Consider the following 20,512-nt stretch of genomic DNA (forward strand, 5'->3'; position numbering starts at 1 on the left):
TTGGCAGTTCATTTTTCGCCAGGCATCTGCCCTACAAGCGCTAAACGCACATCAATACCTTCCACTTGGAAATGCGGCACAATGTATGTACTTACGCGGTAATAACCAGGGTTGCCTGGAATTTCAGCAACGGTCACTTTGGCGTCTTTTAATGGGTGCGTTGCAATTAACGACTCATCAGGGTTGTTCATTTTAGTCACTAATGCACCTAACCAGTCATTAAGCTGTTGCTCTAATTCATGACGCGGTTTGCTAGAACCAATGTTCTCGCGCTGTAATACTTTTAAGTAATGCGCAATACGCGATACCAAGAAAATATAAGGTAAGCGTGAGTTAATACGCGCGTTTGATGTCGCTTCTGGCGTTTCTAGCACTTGTGGCTTTTGCGCACTGTTTGCTGAGAAAAAACAAGCAAAGTCTGAGTTTTTATAATAACTAAGTGGAATAAAACCTTGGTTTGCAAACTCTAACTCTTTGGTTTCTGAAATAAGCACTTCAGTGGGTATTTTAGTTTCAGAGCCTTTTCCTGCTTCGAATGAATGCAGTGGTAAGTTCTCAACTTTACCGCCCGATTGTGGGCCGCGAATATTGACCGCCCAGCCATTGTCATGGAAGCTGCGAATTATGTTGGCAGCAAATGCAAACGTGGCGTTACCCCATAAATAGCGTTCATGGTGTTGGCTGTTAACATCTTCTTGGTAGTTGAAGTTACGCAATGGGTTAGTTTCACCATACGGTAAACGCAATAGAAAGCGTGGGAAAGCTAAACCGATGTAACGTGAGTCTTCTGATTCGCGGAAATTTTTCCAACGTAAGAATTCTGCACGCTCCATGTACGAGCCAATATCTTGAATTTTAGATACTTCGTCTAATGATTCTTTTAAGAAAAATTTAGGCCCTACGCTGCCCATAAATGGGCAATGTGCTGCGGCTGATACGCGCGAAATCTCTTGTAGTAATGATACATCAGGCGCAGAGCAATCAAACTCAAAGTTAGACACCATCGTTGATACGGGCTCACCACCTGGCGTGTCGTAATCAGATGTATAAACATGTTTATAAAGTGCTGATTGAGTCGTATCAGGGGCTTCTTCAAAATCATCACGCAGTGTTTCTTTATCTACATCAAGCATTTCAATTTTGATATTGGCGTTATTAGGTGTACGGTTAATTAAATAACGCAATGAACGCCATGCAGACTCCATTTTTTGAAAGTTTGGATGATGTAATATTTGGTCTAACTGCTTTGATATGATCGTATCAACTGTCGCAATGTAGTCATCTAATAAGAGCTTATCGATGCGTGTCACATCTTGACCACTGTTACCAGCCATATCTAAAAAAACGTTAATAGCCGCTGTTAAACGCTCATTGGCGCGTGTTTCAGCCAAGTTACTGGCATCACGAAAAGCATCTAATTTTATTTCATCTGCAACAGGGGCAATATCAACCATACTACATAGGTTTTCATAGGTTGACGTTGGCGCTTGCTCAACGTTATGAGCTGCCACATTTAATTGTTCTTGCATTGACATGATAACGTCCTTATTGAGCCAGTGGTTGTTTTTCGTCTTCTGAGGCAAGCGGTGCAATCTCATCAAGCTTGGCTTTTAACTCGTCAAGCTCAGGTTGATTTTGTAACACACGCTCAAGTTCTTTTCGCAATGATGAGTTATCAAGCAGGTTTGATTTTAAATCACGCAATAAGTTACGCATTGCCATCATTTTATTTAGCTCAGGCACTTGTGATGCAACTTGTTCTGGGTCAAACGATTTAAATGAATCGAACTTCAGATTAACGTTAATTTCGCCATCGCCTTTGATTTTGTTCGATACTTGAAAGTTGGCTTTAGGGGCCATGTCTTTAAGTACTTGCTCAATATTATTTTTATTGATTGTAACGCGTTCACGCTCAGCAAGTTCTTGGGTATTTTGGCCATTAGAATAATCACCAATTACCAACATTTTTAATGGCAATTCACTTTTTTGAGATGCGCCATCAGTATCAAGCTCAAGCGAGATATTGATCCGAGCGCGTGGGATCTCTTTTTGAAATGTATCTGTCATGTTTTTTCCTTTGCAGTTTGTTTGCTAAATTCCAATTAGCCTCGACGCATTAGTCAGGCCTTTGTAACTAAATCCAGGTAATTGCTTTTGCCGGATTTGTTACCATCATTCGCTGACTAATTTGCTTAGCAGCTAAACTCATTTCATCACTCTCTGCCAAAGACAGATTGGCGTAACATTGCTTGGCAAAACGCCATACTTCCATGCAAAAATGCTGTTGCCATTTTGCTAATTGAAAGGTTTCAATTTGCGCAAGTAATTCGGTTAAAATTGCCAATGCATGATCATAATGCTCAGCTTTGAGTAACAACTTTGCTTTTAGAAGCTGACTTTGTGCTTGATCAAACCCAGTAGGGGTGCTTAATTGCTCAACCTTGCTAAGTGCTTGGCTTAATTGGCCTTGCGCTACTTCATCTGCAAGTAAAGAATATTCATCATCAAATACATTTGCTTGCACTGTATTTGTTTGCTGATTTTGCTCATTGGCTAGCTCTAATAACGTTTCTTTGTTGGCTGGGCTGCATAACCCTGTGCCATCATCGTATTGTAAGCTCGTTAATAACGGAAACTGACTGGTTAGGTTGAGCAATTGCTGCTCTAACCAGTGACTTAATTTAGCGTTATTTAGTTGCTTTAATGCACTCAAAATAAGTAGCTGTAAATTAAGGTTAAACTGCATGGCACCTTCCATAAATAATCCTTCGCCAAGGAGCAAAGCCTGATCAGGCTGCTCATTCGCAAGGGCGTTTTCTATTGGTGCAAACGCCGCAGCTCTTGGCGCAGGTAGGCGCGTTTTTCCGTTATCATTTGCTGGTATTTTTAAACCTGACCAACGCGCAGCGCGTGATAATTTAATCACTCGCTCAATATTGTTTTGCTCTTTGTCAAAATTAAGCAATTCACGAACTGCCGCTAAATAAGCGGTGTCATTCGCAATGTCTGCAACATTAATTGTCGCGTTACTACTTACACGTGTTGTGCTTTGTTCGGTAGCTGCTTTATCAGTCGTACTAATGTGTTCGATAGTACTTTGAGCTACAGAGTCACTGACTTTAGGTGGTGCTTTGATTTCAGGCTCAGCAACTGGATTACGTTTTATTTGCTCATTATTCCACTCATTTAAAGTAGATAATGGGCCAGACTCGCTATCTAATAAAGGCACCGATTGCTGATTATAATTCCCCAGCGCATTAGCCAATTCAACCCATTGCTCAGGGCTTGTTGTATGCTCTTGCGCAATCCCTTTAAGACGATCTTGTTGTTGCAAAAACCAAGTGTTCACCGCGCTTCGCATACGTGCTTTTATCGGGTGAGCTTGTTCAGCAAAATCGCCCAAAATCTTATTAAATAATTTAATAGAATATGTAAGGCCAACAACACCAAACTCGCTGGTTGCAGCAAGACATAAATAGCTGACCAGTCGCAAATCTTTACTTTGGGTTTGCAATAAATCAGTGGCTTGAATAAACATGACTTTAAAATCAACTTCACCCACACCAGAAGATGACGCCTTTAAGCTTTTAAACGTTTCTTCGTATTTTAAATCTTCGCCACAAATCAAGCCGCCTGTTAATGGGGCTGATAATTCTTCAAACCAAAGTTGCCAACTAGAGTGCGTGTGTGGATGAGTCATATTCATGCTTTGCACCATCGTCTTAGCGCGTCGTAAACACTTACATTATCCATATCAGCAAAATTAAGGCTGTAATCGCTTGGCATTTTATCAAGTGGTAAATTTACTAAATCAATCACGTCTTGTGATTTATTATCGTTTAGCCACACTGAACTAAAATACGATGCCGGAATAGGCCTACAATAAATGGTCAAGCTGGGTGCATATTGCTCGCAACCAAGTTGATAAAAAAACCAAGGTTGCCAATTATGATCTGCCACAACTGATGCAACTAAATGTAGCCAAAACCCTGCTACAAGAGAGCTCTCATGGCTAAAATGCGGCATTGGCAGACGAATACCAAACTGGCTACGTAAACACCCCCTGTTTGCTATCGATTTTAATACTGCAGAGAGTGACTCAATTAACACCGCACGCTGATGTATATCATTCATGCCTAAATGCTGCCAAAACACACTCATTGGGATCAGGCGTAATTTATCGAGTTCTTGATTTAGATTAGGCTGTTGTTTTAATGCTTCTGCCACCGCTTCATACGCTTTTGCTTGCGTAGTCATCGCATCAATTGAAGGTGCCTCTTTTATGCGTTCATTGACACCGATTACATGCTCTATCACATGGCTTGCATATAAAAACAAAAATGCAGGATGACGCTTATAAGTGTCTAATCCACTGTGAATAAACGAACTAAATGGATAAAAGCGACCACTGCTATCTTTACTTGGCTGCAACACCCCCAATAAACTACCATCATCACTATTACCTGATATAAAAAACAGCGACTTAACACCATTGAGTGGTGAGATGTTATTCACCTTTCTGCCGCGATTTAGATGCGCAAAACCTTCTTGTAACCAATGATCAAGCGCCACGGATTCACGCGATGAGATATTGAGTTTTACAAAATCAGGGCGCACGGGAGTTTTGCCCATGTATCCATAGTTATACTGCTTTACAAGCGTAGGGGTCTTCTTTTTAGAAAATAAATTAAACATCCCTCCCCCTACTGAACCGAGTGCTTATTAGCTTGTGCAAATTGCGGTGACTGCACAAATAAAGAATTTGGTAAGGCAAAAGATGTCAGCATATATTTAGAAAACACACCGCTGTTACGCCCCGATTTCAAAGAAAACTGCACAGTTAAAGCGTTATCTGATTTATCTTTTAAATCCCAAGTAGCGATAAACTCAGTGCCTTTTACCCACTTAACATCCGCGTTATTGAGTACTTTAAGTAATGCCCAGGGACCTTCTTGCTCAATGCTAATTCGGTTACCTTTATTGTCTAACCCGTACAACACTGCTTTTTCGGCAGCGCCACGTCCTGGCCAAGAAAAGTTACGCCACTCTTCAGGCTCATTACGATAACGATAACCTTGTGCTGAAAACCCAAGATAGGTTTCGCGAATACCTTTTTGCGGCACGGGCATCATTTGGAAATTAAAACCTGCTGCATCAGAGCCACTGGTAAATAATGAACGAGTTACCTTATTCGCTCTTGTTAAACCATCTAGTAACTCTTTATTTAAGCCAATACCCACGCCATTCCATAGTTTTTCTTCCCATACACCGCGGCGCACTTTCATAAACGGCTTTAACTGATGATTTATAAAGTTCCATAAAATGCCGGTTTCGCTATTTAAAAACTCAGATACATCAGCAATTGCGGCATCAGGTCCCGTTAAATTAAAAGGGTATTTACCCGCAATACTATTGTTGTACATGGTGTAAACTTGGTTTTCCCACTCTTCGTTTAATTGGCTACGCGCTTTAGCCATGATAGTGGCGATACCTGCTTGCAAAGGTGCTTTAAATAACGCATCTAGCGTTTCTTTTGTTTGTGGGTCTAGCGCACGTGTTTGGCTTTCAATTATGATCCACGACGATTGCAGTGCATTTGTTTGATTATTACCTGAGAGCAAATCTTGAACAAAGATCATCGCTTGACCATCGTCTTCATTACTGGCAGCCATTGCTTTAATGTCTGAATGAATACTGCTTAGCGAGCTAATATATTGCCCCATGTAATCAGAGCTGCGTTTATTCTCATCATTTTGCGTAAAACGGCGTAAATCAGCAAAGCGTGATTCAAGTTCAGGTGCTCTCACTGTGCTCATTTTTGAAAAATCTGGGCTATCAAGTTTAGCTAACTTGCCCTTAGCTGCTTTTTTCTGCGCAACATCAGCAGCTCCAGCCACCAACGTTGCTATTTTGTCGTTATTTGCCGTCACAACTGACGGTTCATCAGCAACGATAATGTTATTATTTACCAGCGTCATTAAGTCGATTAATGGACCATCGTTTGAAGATAAACGTGCAAAATCAATACTGGCATCATTTAAATCTCTAAACGCTGGCACTTGAATACTCTTTAAAAATTCAAACCACGTATTGCCATAATCTTTAAAGTAATAAGCGCGCATGGCTTTAGCAAGCGTGTCAGCTTGTGCTTCATCAACCGCATTTTTACCTTCTTCATTGCTCGTGCCCATAACCCAATCGCCAGAGAACACCAAGCGTGATACGCGCTTTATTTCTGGGTAAACATACTCGCGCCACCCTGCGTTGGTATATACATAAGGAATGGCGTAACTACTTTTTAATACATCTCGATTGTTAGCCGACATAAATTGATTTAACTGCAATGCTTTTTTTCGCTCAGCAAAGCTGGCAACTATCTGCTTGTAAAGTGGCTGTGCTTCTGGCTGCGTATTTAAGTTGTTTCGAGCATTGATAATGGCCGTTTCGTTTGCTTGCCAAAATACAATGGCACCTGGGTGCTCAATATCAGCACTAATATTATTTAAGTATAAATCTAGTAATGCAGTCAATTGCATGTAGATCGGCGTTTCTTCTTGCGCTGATAAATCAATATTAAAATGACCACTTATAAACTCGAGCAACTGCGCTTTGGCAAATTCGTCATCTTTATGCTCAGAGTGAGCACCTAACATAAGGTGTAATTTAAGTGCATCGTAATAAGGCTGACGGATACTCGCACGCGCATCAACATCATCTGTATCCCATTGGTTTTCATGTAACTTTAATTGCGCTAAAACGTGTTTTTCAGCGGGGAAAGTAATCAGCTGATTAAGCTGGTTAAATAACACGTTCTCTACGCTTTGCGTGGTTTCATCACCTTCGTAAATGCCAAATATAAAGTACCACGGTAAGTCTTTTTCATACCGATTAAGTTCTTGATAATGATCAAACAAAGCTAAAGTTGCTGCTAATTTTTGATCATCTTTCGCTTTATTAACATTGACCTCTATAACTGCTTTAACGCGTGTTTCACCCTGATTTAATAGCAATTGATTGCTCGTATAAGAAGTGATCAAAAGTGCTGTTATCGCCGCAATTGACGCTAAACTGGTGGTTACTGTTAACCCTTTTAGCCAACGACCTATTAAACGCTTTTTACGGTTGCCACGCGTTAGATCTTGCAATTTAAAGATCACATCATTAAATACACGATTAATAAAATAGCTTTGCGTAATACTCTCTTGCTTTTGATCAACAGCAACTGCACCAAACTGATCGCGTACGCCATTGGCAATACGCTCTATAGGCGTGCCCTCTTGCGTCCCTGAGGTAAAATATACGCCGGCAAACCAAGGAACTTCTTGATATGGGTTTGATTTAAATAGTAAATTAACAAATTCAGTTAGCTTAGTAGATGCAGATTTAAACTGGTTTGGAAAATCAAGAATGAGTTGTTTACGGTGTTCATTACGCTCACGCGCAACTTTGCCTAAACGTTGTTGACATAAACGTTCATAAAGCTCATCCATTCTGACTTCAAACATTTCAGCTGGATCATTTTTTTGATCTTCACTGATGTCGAGTAAATAAGCACCCCACACTTGTTCGCGTTCTTTTTCAGACAAGTCATTAAAAAAAGGTTCAAAGCCGCTAATTAAGTCCGTTTTAGTAAACGTAATATAAACAGGAAAAATGACGCCCAGCTGCGTTATCAACTCCTCAATACGCTCACGAATTAATTTCACATGTTGACGAATCTCTTCGCTATCTGAGGTCAATACATCAGCAACACTAATTGCAACCATTACGCCATTAATAGGCAACTTAGGACGATATTTTTTGAGTAAATTTAAAAATGACAGCCACTCTTTGTTTTCTGATTGTTCGGTGGTGTAGCGCCCTGCGGTATCAATTAAAATTGCTTGATCAGAGAACCACCAATCACAGTTACGCGTGCCGCCAAAACCTTGAATATGTAATTCGCTTGAATTTGAATACGGAAAATGTAAGCCTGAGTTGGCAAATAACGTGCTTTTACCCGTGGCTGAAGGGCCAATAATCATATACCAAGGCAGCGCATACAACGCGGTATTACCACGATAGCCTGCGCCTAAATGCGATGCTTTTAGTGAGCCTAATGCTTCTTGCATTTTGTCTTTTATTTCATCAAGTTCAGCACTTGAGCCGGCATTATGACTAGCCAGTTCTGAGGCCAGCTTATCACCAGAGCGTTTTGTCCATAACCAACGAATAAAAACAAACAAAATAAATACAGCGGTTACTGCACCCATGGCGATAAGTCTTTTATCTGTTGTATCTAAACCAACAACACGCCCTGCAAACCATACAATAGTTAGCACAGCGATTAAGCCAATAAATTGCCCTGTCGCTCGCGATGATACTAAGCCCAGTAAAAAATGCACCATACCAGCTTTATTTACTCTTCCTTGCATCGTAATACCTTATCTCGTCTCGTTGGTTTTATTTAACTGAGTGAGTACTTCCAGTTGATTATTAATCGTTTGCGTACTTTGCGTTGCATGCTTGTTGATCACAAAATGAAAGCCCGCAAATAAAGCGGCGATAGAACCTAAACAAATAGATAAAATAACCCAATATGGAATATTACGGCCTACTTTCATTACAAAGCCCTCAGCAGGTACAGCGTTATCTGCTAACTGAGTGTTAGGAATACCTTTAACATCTTCAATTTGTGCACGTACATCCACAATTAATGCTTTGAGCTGCTCAATACCTTTGACTTTATAAATACCCTCAAAACCCAGTTGCAAACAAATGTAATACACTTCGAGCGCTGCAAACTTATTTTCGCCGCCGGTACGTAACTTGGCTAAGCGCTCAAAAAACTCTTCACCAGCGCGGTTATTGCCAAAAAATTCCAGCTGTAATGGACGCGACATCCAATCCATTCGAAAGTGTGCACCTGAACTCATCACAAACTCATCACACATTGCGGTTAACGCAAATTTGACCTCTTGCATAACACTGGTAGTTACCTGTTGTGCATAGCAATTACGCTCAAACTCATCAAAACTATTGATTAATAACTCGCGAAAATCATTTAATTCAAGATCAGTTGACTGCTTTAACTTCAGCGGAGACAACGCATTAATAACTGGCGATATGCTGGCGATTAAATCTTGTTCATTTGTTTGTTGTTGCATCATCAAGCCTTGTTAATTACGTGCGACAGTAACTATTTCAATTTGCGCAGCCTGCAAACCATATGGAATGAACAAACTTAACGATTGTTCTTCAATAATTTGTTGCCAAATATAGCCATGTGATTCAAGACGGAAATATTCATAACCACTTTTTATTGCTAGCTTATTAGGCGGACGTTGGCAATGCGTTAACTGAACACCAGCCAGTGCTGAAGAAATCATAATGTCTAACTTTTCAGTCGCCCCTACTTTTACTTGATCACTAAAAGTTTCTATCCACTTAGTATCTTCAGCTTCAAAATATACGGCTAAGTAAAAATCATTGCTTTCAAAAATAGCCGAATCAATGGTCGCAACTTGATAAATCGCATTAGATACTTTCTCAAGTTTAAGCCCAGCCATTTTTTTAGGTACCACGCCTTCGAGTAGTTTGGTCAATAACTCATCTAGCTTGCCAAATACGTGGCTAAGTTGTTTATGTTGATAAGGCGGTACTTGGTTGACTAAATCACTGTGTTCAAACATAGACACAGAACTAATTAAATCCACCAATTCACAATACAAACGCTCAGGGTGCACAATAGCCAAACTTTTTAAATGATCTAATCGTTTAGCTGAAGGCGCCATTGCATTAAGTAATAAAAAGCTATTCATCTCATTTGGGCCAAAATCAGTAACCGAGCCAAAGTTTTTACGCCGACTAAGTAACACATTAACTTTTGCATTCACTAAATTAGCAGTACGATTTAATAATTCGGTTAAATAATTTGACGCACTGATATTTAATAATGGCGGTACAAAATGCTTATTTATTACAAATGAACCATCTTCTGCTCTTGCAATTTTTAAACATGCCAGAGTATCAAAGTACGTTTTTACATCACTGTCGGTTAATAAAATATATTTAGGATGTGCAATTAACACTTCGCGGTTACGCGCAGCATCGTGATCATCACCTAACTCAATGTAATCCGCTTGATAAGCACTTAATTGGCCTGAGGTAGCATACCCCTCAATATTGCTAACAACCTTATTGGCCGCAATAGCAATATAAATAACGACTTCATCAGTGTTTGCATCTAACTCAAGCTTTAGTTCATCGTGTTGTTGGCGATCAAACTCAAGCAAACGCCCATTCTCAAGTAACAGTTTAAAGCTCGTAATTTTTAATAACCCACGCGCCAAAGCAGACTCATCAAGTGCAAGATGTTGCAAACCATACACTAACGACGAAGTCAGGTTTTGCCTTACGATTTGGTTTTGCTCATGGTACTCATCAAACAACTGAAAATGTTGTTGTGCTAACAAAACACCTTCAGCCCAGACAGGTTTTGCAGGGGTTTTTATATTCATTTACTGCGCCTCATCAACGTCAGGCAGTTGTACTTCGTTATTAGTAATTAACACATCTAACGAAGTAGATAGTTTTACAGGGCCATCTCCAAGCGGGTAAAAGGTTTTCCACTTATCACCCTGGCGATCTCTAAATAGCGCAACTATTGCAACAAAACGGGCACTTTCAGCTTGCTCAAATTCAATTGTGGTTTTTTCCGCAGGATTAATTGTTTTCTCTTCAAGCGTAATTAAAGAATTTGCTAGTACTGACTTATCTGACTTCCATAATTCCTCAAAGGTGGCTGTTTTGAAGCTTTGAATATCTGACAATTGATAGACTCTCAAAACAACAGGCAATGCTTCATCAAACTGATTTAAATTTAAGTTATCTGTTGCAGTTATATCTAACTCAACTTTAGTACTCATGCACGCAGCAAGAGAAACAAATAACAAAACAGAGATTATTTTTTGTATTGCACAACGCATTTAATGCCTCATTCGATATTATATATTAATTAATTTTAATTTGATTTTTACAAAGAATCTCTTCATAAACAGGACAAATAACACGATTAAATCTAACGGATGCACAGTCAGACCAGCTTGCCCTATTTAAGATTTTCGATAAAAAACGATTAGATTTTTTTTCTTGATTTTCTATGGTAATTGATTTTATTACAACATGATCTACCGAGGATATTATTTTTGAATTCAACAAAAAAAGCTCCTGAATATAATCAGAAATACTTTCATCAATTAAAATAAGTTTGTCGTCGTTTTTAGGAGGATTATTAAGAAAGAAAAAAAACTGCTCCATAACGGAGTCAGAAAAAACACGATGCGGCGGAATACCCATTTGATCAAGTAATGAAGAAATATTGCACGTCAAAGACCAAGCCAGCGAGTAAAGGCTATTAACTTGATTTATAAAGTCTTTTTTTGTCATAAATCGTCCTTGATTGCCAATCAGTTAGCCATTTATTGCTAACATAACCGTACATCTGTCCATAGATTGGGCGCATAATACAAAGTAACCCCCTATTCTGTCAACTCAATAATGTTCAAAAATACAACTATTTGATAACTTCAGTTAAAAATAATAACAAATTATTATTTAGTTTATAAAAACAATTTAAAATCATTAAAACTCAAAAAAACGCTTCAATAGAAAAATTAAAAATTGATTATTACAATACAACGATGTATTTTACCCCGATAATAGATCCACCAAGGAAGAGGACAAGGAAATGTCTCGATCACGATTATTGTTAGATTTAAACAATAAAACAATGAACGTAACACAAGTAAAAGGATTTGAGTGCCTTAATAACAGCTTTGAGTTCTCGCTCATCTTCGACACACTCTCAGACACTCCCCTTGATAATGTTTTACTGCAATCGGCTTTAATTACATTTGTAAATAAAGACAACTATTATCGTCACCAATCAGGTCTTGTAACCCAAAGTACTGATTTAGGTCTATACCAAGATCAGGGGCACAAAAAACGTCGTTATCACGTCATAATAAAAGATCGGTTGAGCACATTAAAAAACACCTGTAACAGTAAAGTTTTTATTAATACAAACTTAAAAGACGTACTGTGTCATTTAGCATTACAAGCCGGATATTCCTTAGGACAAATTGACTTTAGAATAAGCTATTCACTGCTTGATATGCCCCAGTGCGTGCAGGCAATGGAAAGTAATTGGCAGTTTTTACACCGCTTACTGGCACAACATGGCTTGTTTTATTGGTTTGAAAGTAAAAATACCAGCGAAACGCTCGTGATCAGTGACAGCAACTTAAATAGCCCTTATTTAGAGCGAGGCGTGTTGCAGGTAAAAAACAGTGCCGGTATGAATAATCAATACCAGCATGAATTTGTTGGTTTTATGCATGCTCAAGTGAGTGAATCACTACATAATAATGCCGCAATAAGCAATAGTTATGGCCAATTTGAAACTGTAGCAAGTAACAGCCAATCTTTTTTTGAGCCATGTGCACCCACTCACTCACAAGCCACATTGCAAGCGCAAAATTTTAGCAATGCACTGTCAAGCCTTGCAAAACGGGTCACGCTAACAGGCAATGTATGCGACTTATTTGCGGGTAGCTCTATTTCACTCGACGATCAAACAGGCACTGCCGCCAGTGGTGATCTACTCTGCATTGCTATTGAGCACAACAGCGAACAACCCAGTGATGAAAATAGCCACGAAGGTCTTACAAAATACAGCTGCACGGCCCAATTTATTGAACGTGGTACTGCGTTTAAACCACTGCCACCTGTTCATGATCCCAAGCCCATGGTGTTCCCAGCGAAAGTTGAATCACTCACCGGTGGCGCATTTATTGATGACAATGGGCAGTACCGCGCTCGCGCAGACTTTGATAAAACCGCCAGACCAACAGCCCAATCAAGTCCGGCACTACAAAAACTAGCCTTGTACGCGTGCCAAAATCAAGCGCAAGCCACCGGTTGGCATTTTCCACTAGTTGGCGATTCAGAAGTCCTGATTGGCTGTATAAATAATGATCCTAACAATACTTATATTATGGGATTTGCCCTTAACGCAAATCAACCCAGCGTAGTCACAGCTGCAAACCCGACTCATAACCGAATATTGAGCGCAGCCCACAACGAACTGTTTTTTGATGACGACGACCAACAACCCAAAGTTATTTTACAAACACTCGCCAGCGAGCATTACCTAGAGCTAAACGCCAAACAATCAGGCCGCCAATTTATTGAATGGATCAGCCAACTCGGGACTATTAATTTACACGCTGGTCGCGACTTGTGCCTAGAAACCGAAAACAACAACGTACAGTTTGTTATTAAAAACAATCAATTTATTGATGTTAAAAATGACTTTAAACACACAACCAACAGCGCTAATATCAATTACCAAAGTGCGGGGGTTCACACTTTTTCAGGTAAAAACACCACAATAAAAGCCGACCAAGAAATATCGCTCGTGTCAGGGCGTGCAGTTAAAATAAACGCCCAAAGCGATATTTTACTAAAAACTGAAGACAGCGATTTAACCATTAATGTCGCCGCAGGCTCCACCTTTTTACAAACCAGCAAGTCAATTAACATTACCGGCTCTGGGGATGGCGATTTAATTATTCATAACGCCGGTGGCGAAATTAAACTCGACAGCCAAGGCAACGCCACCATCATTGCCACTAACATACTCACCCTCGACAGTAACCTCATCACCTTTGATGGGCCGGTTGATTACGACATTGAAAGTCCACAAACCGTCAGTAGTCCAAGTGCCACGACGCCGTCGAGTATTAGTCAAATCACCGCGTTTGATTTAAGTGACAATACGCTATCTGCAGGCTCATTAGCTCAGCTTGAACTTGAATACTTTTACGATGATGGCTCCGCCGTTGAAGGTATTGACTACCATATTATTGATAATGATGGCGTTGAACACACCGGCTCACTGGCGAACGGCGTAGCAACCTTGACTAATTTACCGCAAGGTAAAAGCCAAGTGACATTATCAGCTACCACCCAAGCCGATGAGCAGCGCCTTATTCAATTGCGCAAAGAATTCAATCAACACCTTACCTCCATGCTTGATGAAATTCGCAGGCAAGCCGCGATTGGTGATGCCATTTTTGAGCAAGAAGACTTTTTTACCCAATGGATGATTGAAACTGGCGCTAGGGCAACGGGCCTGTACCAAGGCGCCAAATCCCTTGTAACGGGTATCGCCGATTTAATCGTCCTGGGCATTGATATCAATATCAGTGTGTATTCGGCCTGCTTTAGAATGATTGACGCCGTTGCAAGTGGTGATAAACAAGCGGTTAAACACGAGCTTGAAACCATTTTAGCCTTTAGCCAAAAAACAACCAACGCATTATCACAAGCCTTTGAGCTATTACTTGCCTTAATGGGCGATGATGAAACACGCAGTGCACTGGCGCGCTTTCCTTATGATTATATTGAAGCCCATTCTTACGTTGATAAAGAACGCTTAACCGGTGTTATGGCGTTTGAGATATTATTAGCGCTGTTAACAGGGGGTACAGGGGCGGCGGCTTCTGCAGCAAGTAAATCAAAACACCTTGCCAATGCGCATCGCTCATTAGTTGAAACGGCCGAGATACTCAAACGAGAGCAACTTAACAAAACCATCTCGCATACCGTATCGCCTGAACAACCTAAGTTAATTGAGCACATTGCTAAGCCCGATGCAACATTACAACCAGGTACCACCCGAGGCGTAACAACGCAGGTGTCAGCCAAAGCCCATGCTGACTATTTGTTACAAAACCTACGTGATGATATCCGTGGCAACTACCGTGCATACACCAATGCAGACGGTAAAGTCATCATACAGCGCATAGATGGGAGTAAACCACCTAAACTGCGTTATGAAAATGGCGCGTTAGTTACAGTATCTGACCAAATCGATGTGTTTAACATCCTGTCACAAAAATTAAAAATTAAACACAGCAACTTAGACTCAGCCGCAAGAAGACGTTTAAAAACATTAGAAACAGCGCGTAATAAAGCCGTTGCACAACGTGACGCCGCATTGCTTGCAGGAGACGCTGATGCGTTAACAGATGCACAAAAAGCCATGCGGCTAGCCAGCGAAGATTTAGGTGAAGAAGCCGCCCGTATTTATGTACAACAAAACTACCCTAACGCCAAACCGTTAAACACCAAATTACCCGGTAACGGCAAACAAGGTGAGTTTGACCAAGTGTATGTCACCGAAAATGGTAAAGTCCTTATCATGGAAGCCAAAGGCGGTAATGCAACATGGGGCAGCAGAATGGCAGGAACAGAGCGTGCCCAGCAAGGCTCTCCTGAGTACATGGATTCAGTGATAAAAAATTATAACGATAAACTACGCATACTCACAAAAGACCCTCGCTATGGTAAAGTCGGTGAAGAGGCGTTTACTAAGCAGGTTCAGGGGATTGAAGATATGCTGGATGAGTTCAGAATTGCAAAAAGAAAACAGGGTATTGAATATATTGGCATACAACAAAAAGCCAATGACAATGGCATAATTGACGTTATTGATGTGTCAATTTTTGATATCGGATTTTAAGGAGTAATTTTAAATGATTAAAAGCCATTACAGCTTTGCACAAAGAAGCTATGAAAGAGCAATAAAATTATATGGTAGGCTTCAAGTAGATGAAATTGCTATGATCCAGAAAAATCCTGGTTACCAAATGCATTTTAGCTTTAAAACAAACCTGATAGACACCTTCCCCATGGAAGCCATTGAAAACCCCAATGGCTATCACGCTTGGTTATACCTGCTACGCGCATCACAATTAGGCCACGGTATTTTTCAAAGTAACGCCAATGATGGTCAAGCCTTTCCATTTTTTTATGATGACGAATACCTAGAGGTAATTGGTAAAGCGGATGACTATGGTACTAAACACGCTACGTGGTTAGAAGCATTGTATGCTGCCATTATCGTGCGTAATCAAGACGCTATTGATTTTTTAGCCACCATCGACAATCAAGTGTTTAGCAAAGCGCGATTGGGTGACCAACGCAAACCGTTTGATTATGCATTAGCTGACTTACTCAAAGGACTATTCAATCCAAACGCCGATTTAGCCCACCTGCTTGAGCAAGCGTATATCACCTCTAACCCGGATGATTTCCCAGATGATGAGATATATTTACTGGTCAGTCGCTTAGAATTTCCGTTAGTTTCTGTGATCGAAGCCATCTTCACCGAAAATGGGGAGCAAGCCTACAACAGCGCCATGGAGAAAGCCTTATTACTGCACCAAGAATATTACAGTGATGAAGAGCAATTAGGCGCCAATGAAGGCGCTATTCCTTTAGCATTAACCGCAATGGCTATTATCGCTAAAGAAGTCAAAGGCTATCAGCTCAGCGTTGAAAATGAGTATATTCCTGATTGGCTAATCAATGTTAACCCGCCAAAACCAGAATAAACGAACATATAAATAAACCCGCTCTTTAACAACATGGATGTTGCAAGGCTAGACGCTACAGTTTTTTAAAGAATAGCGTTTAGCCTTTGGTTGCTCCCCTCATTTACTTCTCATTCTTTTCTCTTTGTGCAACATGATTTTAAGTAAAATAGATTGATATCAATATCAGTGTGTATTCGGCCTGCCTTGGAATGATTGACGCCGTTGCAAGTGGTGATAAACAAGCTGTTAAACACGAGCTTGAAACCATTTTAGCCTTTAGCCAAAAAACAACCAGCGCATTATCACAGGCGTTTGAGCTATTACTTGCCTTAATGGGCGATGATGAAACACGCAGTGCACTGGCGCGCTTTCCTTATGATTATATTGAAGCCCATTCTTACGTTGATAAAGAACGCTTAACCGGTGTTATGGCGTTTGAGATATTATTAGCGCTGTTAACAGGGGGTACAGGGGCGGCGGCTTCTGCAGCAAGTAAATCAAAACACCTTGCCAATGCGCATCGCTCATTAGTTGAAACGGCCGAGATACTCAAACGTGATCAACTTAACAAAACCATCTCGCATACCGTATCGCCTGAACAACCTAAGTTAATTGAGCACATTGCTAAGCCCGATGCAACATTACAACCAGGTACCACCCGAGGCGTAACAACGCAGGTGTCAGCTAAAAAAACTAGTTCAGGTCACGAGATTCTTCATAATGAATTCATTGGCACTTTTAGAGGACAAAAAGTCCTACTTAAAGATATTGACGTGGTAAAGTTAAATTACAAAAGACGTGATAGAACAGCTTATGGAGAATTAAGGAAAAAATTCGATTCTTCGATCCGGAAAAATTACCTAAAATCAATGGCTGAAGATCCTAACATAGTTAAAGCTTTAAAAGCAGCTGGCTTTTCTGAAAAACAGATACAAATGATCAAAAATGGTTATGTTCCTAAAGGCTATAACGTTCATCACAAAATACCTTTAGACGATGGTGGCACTAATGATTTTGATAATTTGATATTAATCAGAAATAACTCTGAACATTACACAATTACAAATGCACAACGTGAACTTACTAGTAAGATACCATATGGAAAATCTGTTGAAATTGAATTCCCTGTACCTCCAGGGTTTTTATACCCACCGAAAGGACATTGATATATGACTTACCAAAACTTACTCGATGAAGTATCAAAGCAAATAGCCAGCTGGGGAGATACTATTGAAGGACCTATTTCAAGAAAAGAACTTAATAAGCTAAACTCTGATATATTAGTAAATTATTGCATTCCTTTACCTGATGGTTTTATTGAGTTTTTGAATATAAAAAATGGGTTGGAGTTTAATGGACTGATAATTTTTGGATCAAAAAATACAACCGCCGGTGAGCCTTTTAAATCTGAGTTATTAGAAGCTAATATAACATTTCATGAGGTTGAAAGTTATGATTTGAAAAAACTTCTCCTTATTGGGGAGACAAGTTCATCCGTGTTAACTTACGATCACAACTCAAGCAGCTATCAACTTAGAGACAGAATAGCCTTAGACCGACTTGAAGAGTTTTCTACTTTTAAAGAATTGCTCGCAGGGGAGCTCGAAAAAGTAATATCAAACACCTAATACGACACGATGCATAATTTAATAAATCAATGGGGAGTTTTTTGTAAGAAAAAAGAAACCTTAAATAAGTCCCATTTCACTTATATATTTCATGAGGAAGGAATAATTAATAACGTTAATCAGATAACACAATTTCTTCCTGAACAAGAGAAGCTAACTCAAGTAATAGAGGACGTTTTATCAATTAAAGAAGTCAAAGAAAAAGCTAATATTAGCGATGAAGCAATCATATCTCATGCTAAAAACTTTATATTAGAACAAGTTGATTTATTAGAAAATCTGGATGATGAACTCCGAAGTGCAACAGATAATTTTGAAATTAAATTTGTAACGCCTACTGAGTTCGAGTCTAACATAGATGACGATATTCCACATTATTGGCTTTTTGATGAGTTTGGAGATTTAATTAGAGACTCAAAGAAAAATGATAATGAAGTAACATTTGCATTTTTTGAAGCCTTGTACGGAATTGACAATGACTATTATTTAAGTTGGTACATTGCTGCACCTTTACTTGAAATTAAAATAAATTTAAGTAGTTATTATGAACTGTGGAAAAACAACTGCCAGATTTTATTGTTAAAAGATAAATTGTTAATATTAAAGAATACATAAACTAATTAAATGCTAAGGACAGCACATGCAACCAGACATTAAAAACATCCCCCAACAACTTGGTCAGTACCTTTATCAACAAATAAAAGAGCTGTGGCTTGAAGCGCAGCTTAACTTAAATTGCGAAGATGAAAACGTACTTGAATGCAAAGCGCATTATAAAACAGCCGATGACGTAAGTGAACATCCAATCGCTGTTACTGACGAGATAGTCGATTTATTCAAACAAGTGTTTGATAAAGCCACTAAACACCAACCAGAAAACTGGACGCGTGCCATTTTTACAATCACGCGCCAAGGCCAGTTTAATTTGAACTTTGAGCGTGATAATCACGATGATTAAATCCTCGTTACTTAGTAAATCCATTAGAAAACCAATTTAAAATTTAAGGATGAATAAAATGAAAAAGCTCAATGTGGGTTCTACATTACTAAACAAAATATTTAAGTCAAAAAAATCTAACCTTGTATCTAAAATCCTCGAGTTGGGTAAAACGATGGAAGACCCTGAATGTACGTTTAGCTTTTCTGGTATGTTAGAGAATTTAAGTGAATTATTAGCTAGTTCGCATACAAATGAAGAGAAACTATACGCAAATTATTATATATCAATGATTTACTCTAAGAACTATGATTATGAGTCTGAAATTATTAGTCACTCAACGATAGCGTTAGAATTAAATGCAACTTTAAAAAAGTTAAATCAAGAGCAAGTATTTTCTTTAAATCACCGTTTATACAAATCCTATAGCGAATTTAATGAACACCAAAATGCACTGAAATACTTACAAGCAGCGATCGCCAATGCTAACCACCGCACTCAAAACGAAGTGTCTAATTTAATTGCATTAAAAGCGGCTTGCTTCCATGAAATTGGGCGATATGAAGAAGCGTTGCAGCTTAATAAAGAAATTTTGAGTAATCCTGATTTAGAAGAAGTAAAACATCTCATTTTAAATAATTTAGCAAACAATAGTTACGAACTTGGTTTAATGGAAGATGCTGAATATTACCTAAAAGAAATGTCAAAAACAGACTTTGATTGCCCTGAAGATACTTTTATAAATAAGTTTAACTGCATATTCCAACTAGCCGTGCTTAAATTTGAATTAGGCGAAATTGAAAAATCAACCGCACTATTTCAGCAACGCCTGGAACTAGCCATAGATTATGGTGACAATGACTATATTGAAGAAGCTGAAATAGACATTCAGCAATTATCTGAAAAACAGCTAGCTCAGCAAAATTAAACTCGATTTTAAAAGGCTTACAACAGATGACTCAAGTAAACAGCCAATTACCGTGACAGACGAAATAGTCGATTTATTCAACACTCTATTTAAAAATGCCACCCAAGACCAACCTGAAAACTGGACGCGCGCTATTTTTACTATAACCCACCAAGGTCAATTTAGCCTGGACTTTGAGCGAGATAATCATGATGATGACGTTATCATTGCACAAAGTGCGCACTAACTTAAACAAGTAAATTACCCTAATACAAAAACACCAAGGAACATAAAACATGGAAGTTAATAAAAACAACCGTAGAAAGCTAAGCCTAACCGCCTTATTTTTTTCAAGTAAATTTATCAAAAGCCCAGTTATTCGTATCGTGTGCGTATTCGCTCTTGTGATTGCATGTTTGCTGATAATAAAAGTAGCTATTTTAGCATTTTACATCATGGTATTTCTGCTTGTTGCTTGTTTAATCTGGGGTGCATGGAAGCGATTTACTAGATTTAAAGAGACTAAAACGCTTAGTTAGATCTTAGCCTGTTGCAAGGGCGCGTTGACCTTTCGTGATTTATTTTACAGCATTATGTTTGATATTTAGGCAAATCA

The 20,512-nt window shown here is 39.2% G+C and carries 18 protein-coding genes; 9 read left to right on the top strand and 9 right to left on the bottom strand.

Annotated features, from left to right (window positions below; translation table 11 throughout):
- Window positions 1-8: 8 nt before the first annotated feature.
- The 9 genes from tssC to HH219_RS12570 form a co-directional block, all read right to left on the bottom strand.
- Window positions 9-1,535, bottom strand: coding sequence for a type VI secretion system contractile sheath large subunit (gene tssC, locus HH219_RS12530; protein WP_169327640.1), 1,527 nt, complete (start codon window positions 1,533-1,535; stop codon window positions 9-11).
- Window positions 1,536-1,545: 10 nt separating this feature from the next.
- On the bottom strand, window positions 1,546-2,067 hold the full coding sequence (gene tssB, locus HH219_RS12535; protein ID WP_169327641.1) for a type VI secretion system contractile sheath small subunit: 522 nt from the start codon (window positions 2,065-2,067) through the stop codon (window positions 1,546-1,548).
- A 67-nt stretch (window positions 2,068-2,134) separates the two neighbouring features.
- Window positions 2,135-3,706, bottom strand: coding sequence for a TssA family type VI secretion system protein (locus HH219_RS12540; protein WP_169327642.1), 1,572 nt, complete (start codon window positions 3,704-3,706; stop codon window positions 2,135-2,137).
- Complete coding sequence (tagF, locus tag HH219_RS12545) at window positions 3,703-4,695, bottom strand: type VI secretion system-associated protein TagF (protein WP_169327643.1); 993 nt, start codon at window positions 4,693-4,695, stop codon at window positions 3,703-3,705. The genes HH219_RS12540 and tagF overlap by 4 nt, the downstream gene beginning before the upstream one ends.
- An 8-nt stretch (window positions 4,696-4,703) precedes the next feature.
- Window positions 4,704-8,414, bottom strand: coding sequence for a type VI secretion system membrane subunit TssM (tssM, locus tag HH219_RS12550; protein ID WP_169327644.1), 3,711 nt, complete (start codon window positions 8,412-8,414; stop codon window positions 4,704-4,706).
- 9 nt (window positions 8,415-8,423) lie between these two features.
- Window positions 8,424-9,149 (bottom strand): type IVB secretion system protein IcmH/DotU, encoded by a 726-nt coding sequence (gene icmH, locus HH219_RS12555; RefSeq protein ID WP_249118519.1) that lies wholly within the window; start codon window positions 9,147-9,149, stop codon window positions 8,424-8,426.
- 9 nt (window positions 9,150-9,158) lie between these two features.
- Window positions 9,159-10,499 (bottom strand): type VI secretion system baseplate subunit TssK, encoded by a 1,341-nt coding sequence (tssK, locus tag HH219_RS12560; RefSeq protein WP_169327645.1) that lies wholly within the window; start codon window positions 10,497-10,499, stop codon window positions 9,159-9,161.
- Window positions 10,500-10,967: a type VI secretion system lipoprotein TssJ gene (gene tssJ / locus HH219_RS12565; RefSeq protein ID WP_169327646.1), complete on the bottom strand. Its 468-nt coding sequence runs from the start codon at window positions 10,965-10,967 to the stop codon at window positions 10,500-10,502.
- A gap of 25 nt (window positions 10,968-10,992) precedes the next feature.
- Window positions 10,993-11,427 carry a hypothetical protein gene (locus tag HH219_RS12570; RefSeq protein ID WP_169327647.1) on the bottom strand — a complete coding sequence of 145 codons (435 nt, stop codon included), beginning with the start codon at window positions 11,425-11,427 and terminating at the stop codon, window positions 10,993-10,995.
- A 301-nt stretch (window positions 11,428-11,728) separates the two neighbouring features.
- Between HH219_RS12570 and HH219_RS12575 the strand changes: the two genes are divergently transcribed.
- From HH219_RS12575 to HH219_RS12615, 9 genes are all read left to right on the top strand, one after another.
- Complete coding sequence (locus HH219_RS12575; RefSeq protein ID WP_169327648.1) at window positions 11,729-15,568, top strand: contractile injection system protein, VgrG/Pvc8 family; 3,840 nt, start codon at window positions 11,729-11,731, stop codon at window positions 15,566-15,568.
- A gap of 13 nt (window positions 15,569-15,581) precedes the next feature.
- On the top strand, window positions 15,582-16,442 hold the full coding sequence (locus tag HH219_RS12580) for an immunity 49 family protein (RefSeq protein ID WP_169327649.1): 861 nt from the start codon (window positions 15,582-15,584) through the stop codon (window positions 16,440-16,442).
- Between the two features lie 191 nt (window positions 16,443-16,633).
- Entirely contained in the window at window positions 16,634-17,590 is a 957-nt protein-coding gene (locus HH219_RS21800; RefSeq protein WP_211842125.1) for an HNH endonuclease signature motif containing protein, read from the top strand.
- Window positions 17,591-17,593: 3 nt separating this feature from the next.
- The gene (locus HH219_RS12590; RefSeq protein WP_169327650.1) at window positions 17,594-18,052 is read left to right on the top strand and encodes a YrhA family protein; all 459 of its coding nucleotides are present in this window, start codon (window positions 17,594-17,596) and stop codon (window positions 18,050-18,052) included.
- 9 nt (window positions 18,053-18,061) lie between these two features.
- The gene (locus HH219_RS12595) at window positions 18,062-18,667 is read left to right on the top strand and encodes a hypothetical protein (protein WP_169327651.1); all 606 of its coding nucleotides are present in this window, start codon (window positions 18,062-18,064) and stop codon (window positions 18,665-18,667) included.
- Between the two features lie 25 nt (window positions 18,668-18,692).
- Window positions 18,693-19,010 (top strand): DUF600 domain-containing protein, encoded by a 318-nt coding sequence (locus HH219_RS12600; protein WP_169327652.1) that lies wholly within the window; start codon window positions 18,693-18,695, stop codon window positions 19,008-19,010.
- Between the two features lie 58 nt (window positions 19,011-19,068).
- On the top strand, window positions 19,069-19,917 hold the full coding sequence (locus HH219_RS12605) for a hypothetical protein (RefSeq protein ID WP_169327653.1): 849 nt from the start codon (window positions 19,069-19,071) through the stop codon (window positions 19,915-19,917).
- 52 nt (window positions 19,918-19,969) lie between these two features.
- Window positions 19,970-20,143 carry an immunity protein YezG family protein gene (locus tag HH219_RS12610; protein ID WP_211842126.1) on the top strand — a complete coding sequence of 58 codons (174 nt, stop codon included), beginning with the start codon at window positions 19,970-19,972 and terminating at the stop codon, window positions 20,141-20,143.
- Window positions 20,144-20,192: 49 nt separating this feature from the next.
- Window positions 20,193-20,435, top strand: a complete 243-nt coding sequence (locus HH219_RS12615; RefSeq protein WP_169327654.1) for a hypothetical protein — start codon at window positions 20,193-20,195, stop codon at window positions 20,433-20,435.
- Window positions 20,436-20,512: the final 77 nt, after the last annotated feature.

The organism is Pseudoalteromonas sp. NEC-BIFX-2020_015 (assembly GCF_012952265.1).
Lineage (GTDB): Bacteria > Pseudomonadota > Gammaproteobacteria > Enterobacterales > Alteromonadaceae > Pseudoalteromonas > Pseudoalteromonas neustonica.

Coding starts and splice junctions, on each gene's coding strand:
- HH219_RS12600 (WP_169327652.1), top strand. CDS start 18,693: ATGCAACCAGACATTAAAAACATCCCCCAACAACTTGGTCAGTACCTT.
- HH219_RS12605 (WP_169327653.1), top strand. CDS start 19,069: ATGAAAAAGCTCAATGTGGGTTCTACATTACTAAACAAAATATTTAAG.
- tssC (WP_169327640.1), bottom strand. CDS start 1,535: ATGTCAATGCAAGAACAATTAAATGTGGCAGCTCATAACGTTGAGCAA.
- icmH (WP_249118519.1), bottom strand. CDS start 9,149: ATGATGCAACAACAAACAAATGAACAAGATTTAATCGCCAGCATATCG.
- HH219_RS12590 (WP_169327650.1), top strand. CDS start 17,594: ATGACTTACCAAAACTTACTCGATGAAGTATCAAAGCAAATAGCCAGC.
- HH219_RS12595 (WP_169327651.1), top strand. CDS start 18,062: ATGCATAATTTAATAAATCAATGGGGAGTTTTTTGTAAGAAAAAAGAA.
- HH219_RS12540 (WP_169327642.1), bottom strand. CDS start 3,706: ATGAATATGACTCATCCACACACGCACTCTAGTTGGCAACTTTGGTTT.
- HH219_RS21800 (WP_211842125.1), top strand. CDS start 16,634: ATGATTGACGCCGTTGCAAGTGGTGATAAACAAGCTGTTAAACACGAG.
- tssB (WP_169327641.1), bottom strand. CDS start 2,067: ATGACAGATACATTTCAAAAAGAGATCCCACGCGCTCGGATCAATATC.
- tssJ (WP_169327646.1), bottom strand. CDS start 10,967: ATGCGTTGTGCAATACAAAAAATAATCTCTGTTTTGTTATTTGTTTCT.
- tssM (WP_169327644.1), bottom strand. CDS start 8,414: ATGCAAGGAAGAGTAAATAAAGCTGGTATGGTGCATTTTTTACTGGGC.
- HH219_RS12575 (WP_169327648.1), top strand. CDS start 11,729: ATGTCTCGATCACGATTATTGTTAGATTTAAACAATAAAACAATGAAC.
- HH219_RS12580 (WP_169327649.1), top strand. CDS start 15,582: ATGATTAAAAGCCATTACAGCTTTGCACAAAGAAGCTATGAAAGAGCA.
- tagF (WP_169327643.1), bottom strand. CDS start 4,695: ATGTTTAATTTATTTTCTAAAAAGAAGACCCCTACGCTTGTAAAGCAG.
- HH219_RS12615 (WP_169327654.1), top strand. CDS start 20,193: ATGGAAGTTAATAAAAACAACCGTAGAAAGCTAAGCCTAACCGCCTTA.
- HH219_RS12570 (WP_169327647.1), bottom strand. CDS start 11,427: ATGACAAAAAAAGACTTTATAAATCAAGTTAATAGCCTTTACTCGCTG.
- tssK (WP_169327645.1), bottom strand. CDS start 10,499: ATGAATATAAAAACCCCTGCAAAACCTGTCTGGGCTGAAGGTGTTTTG.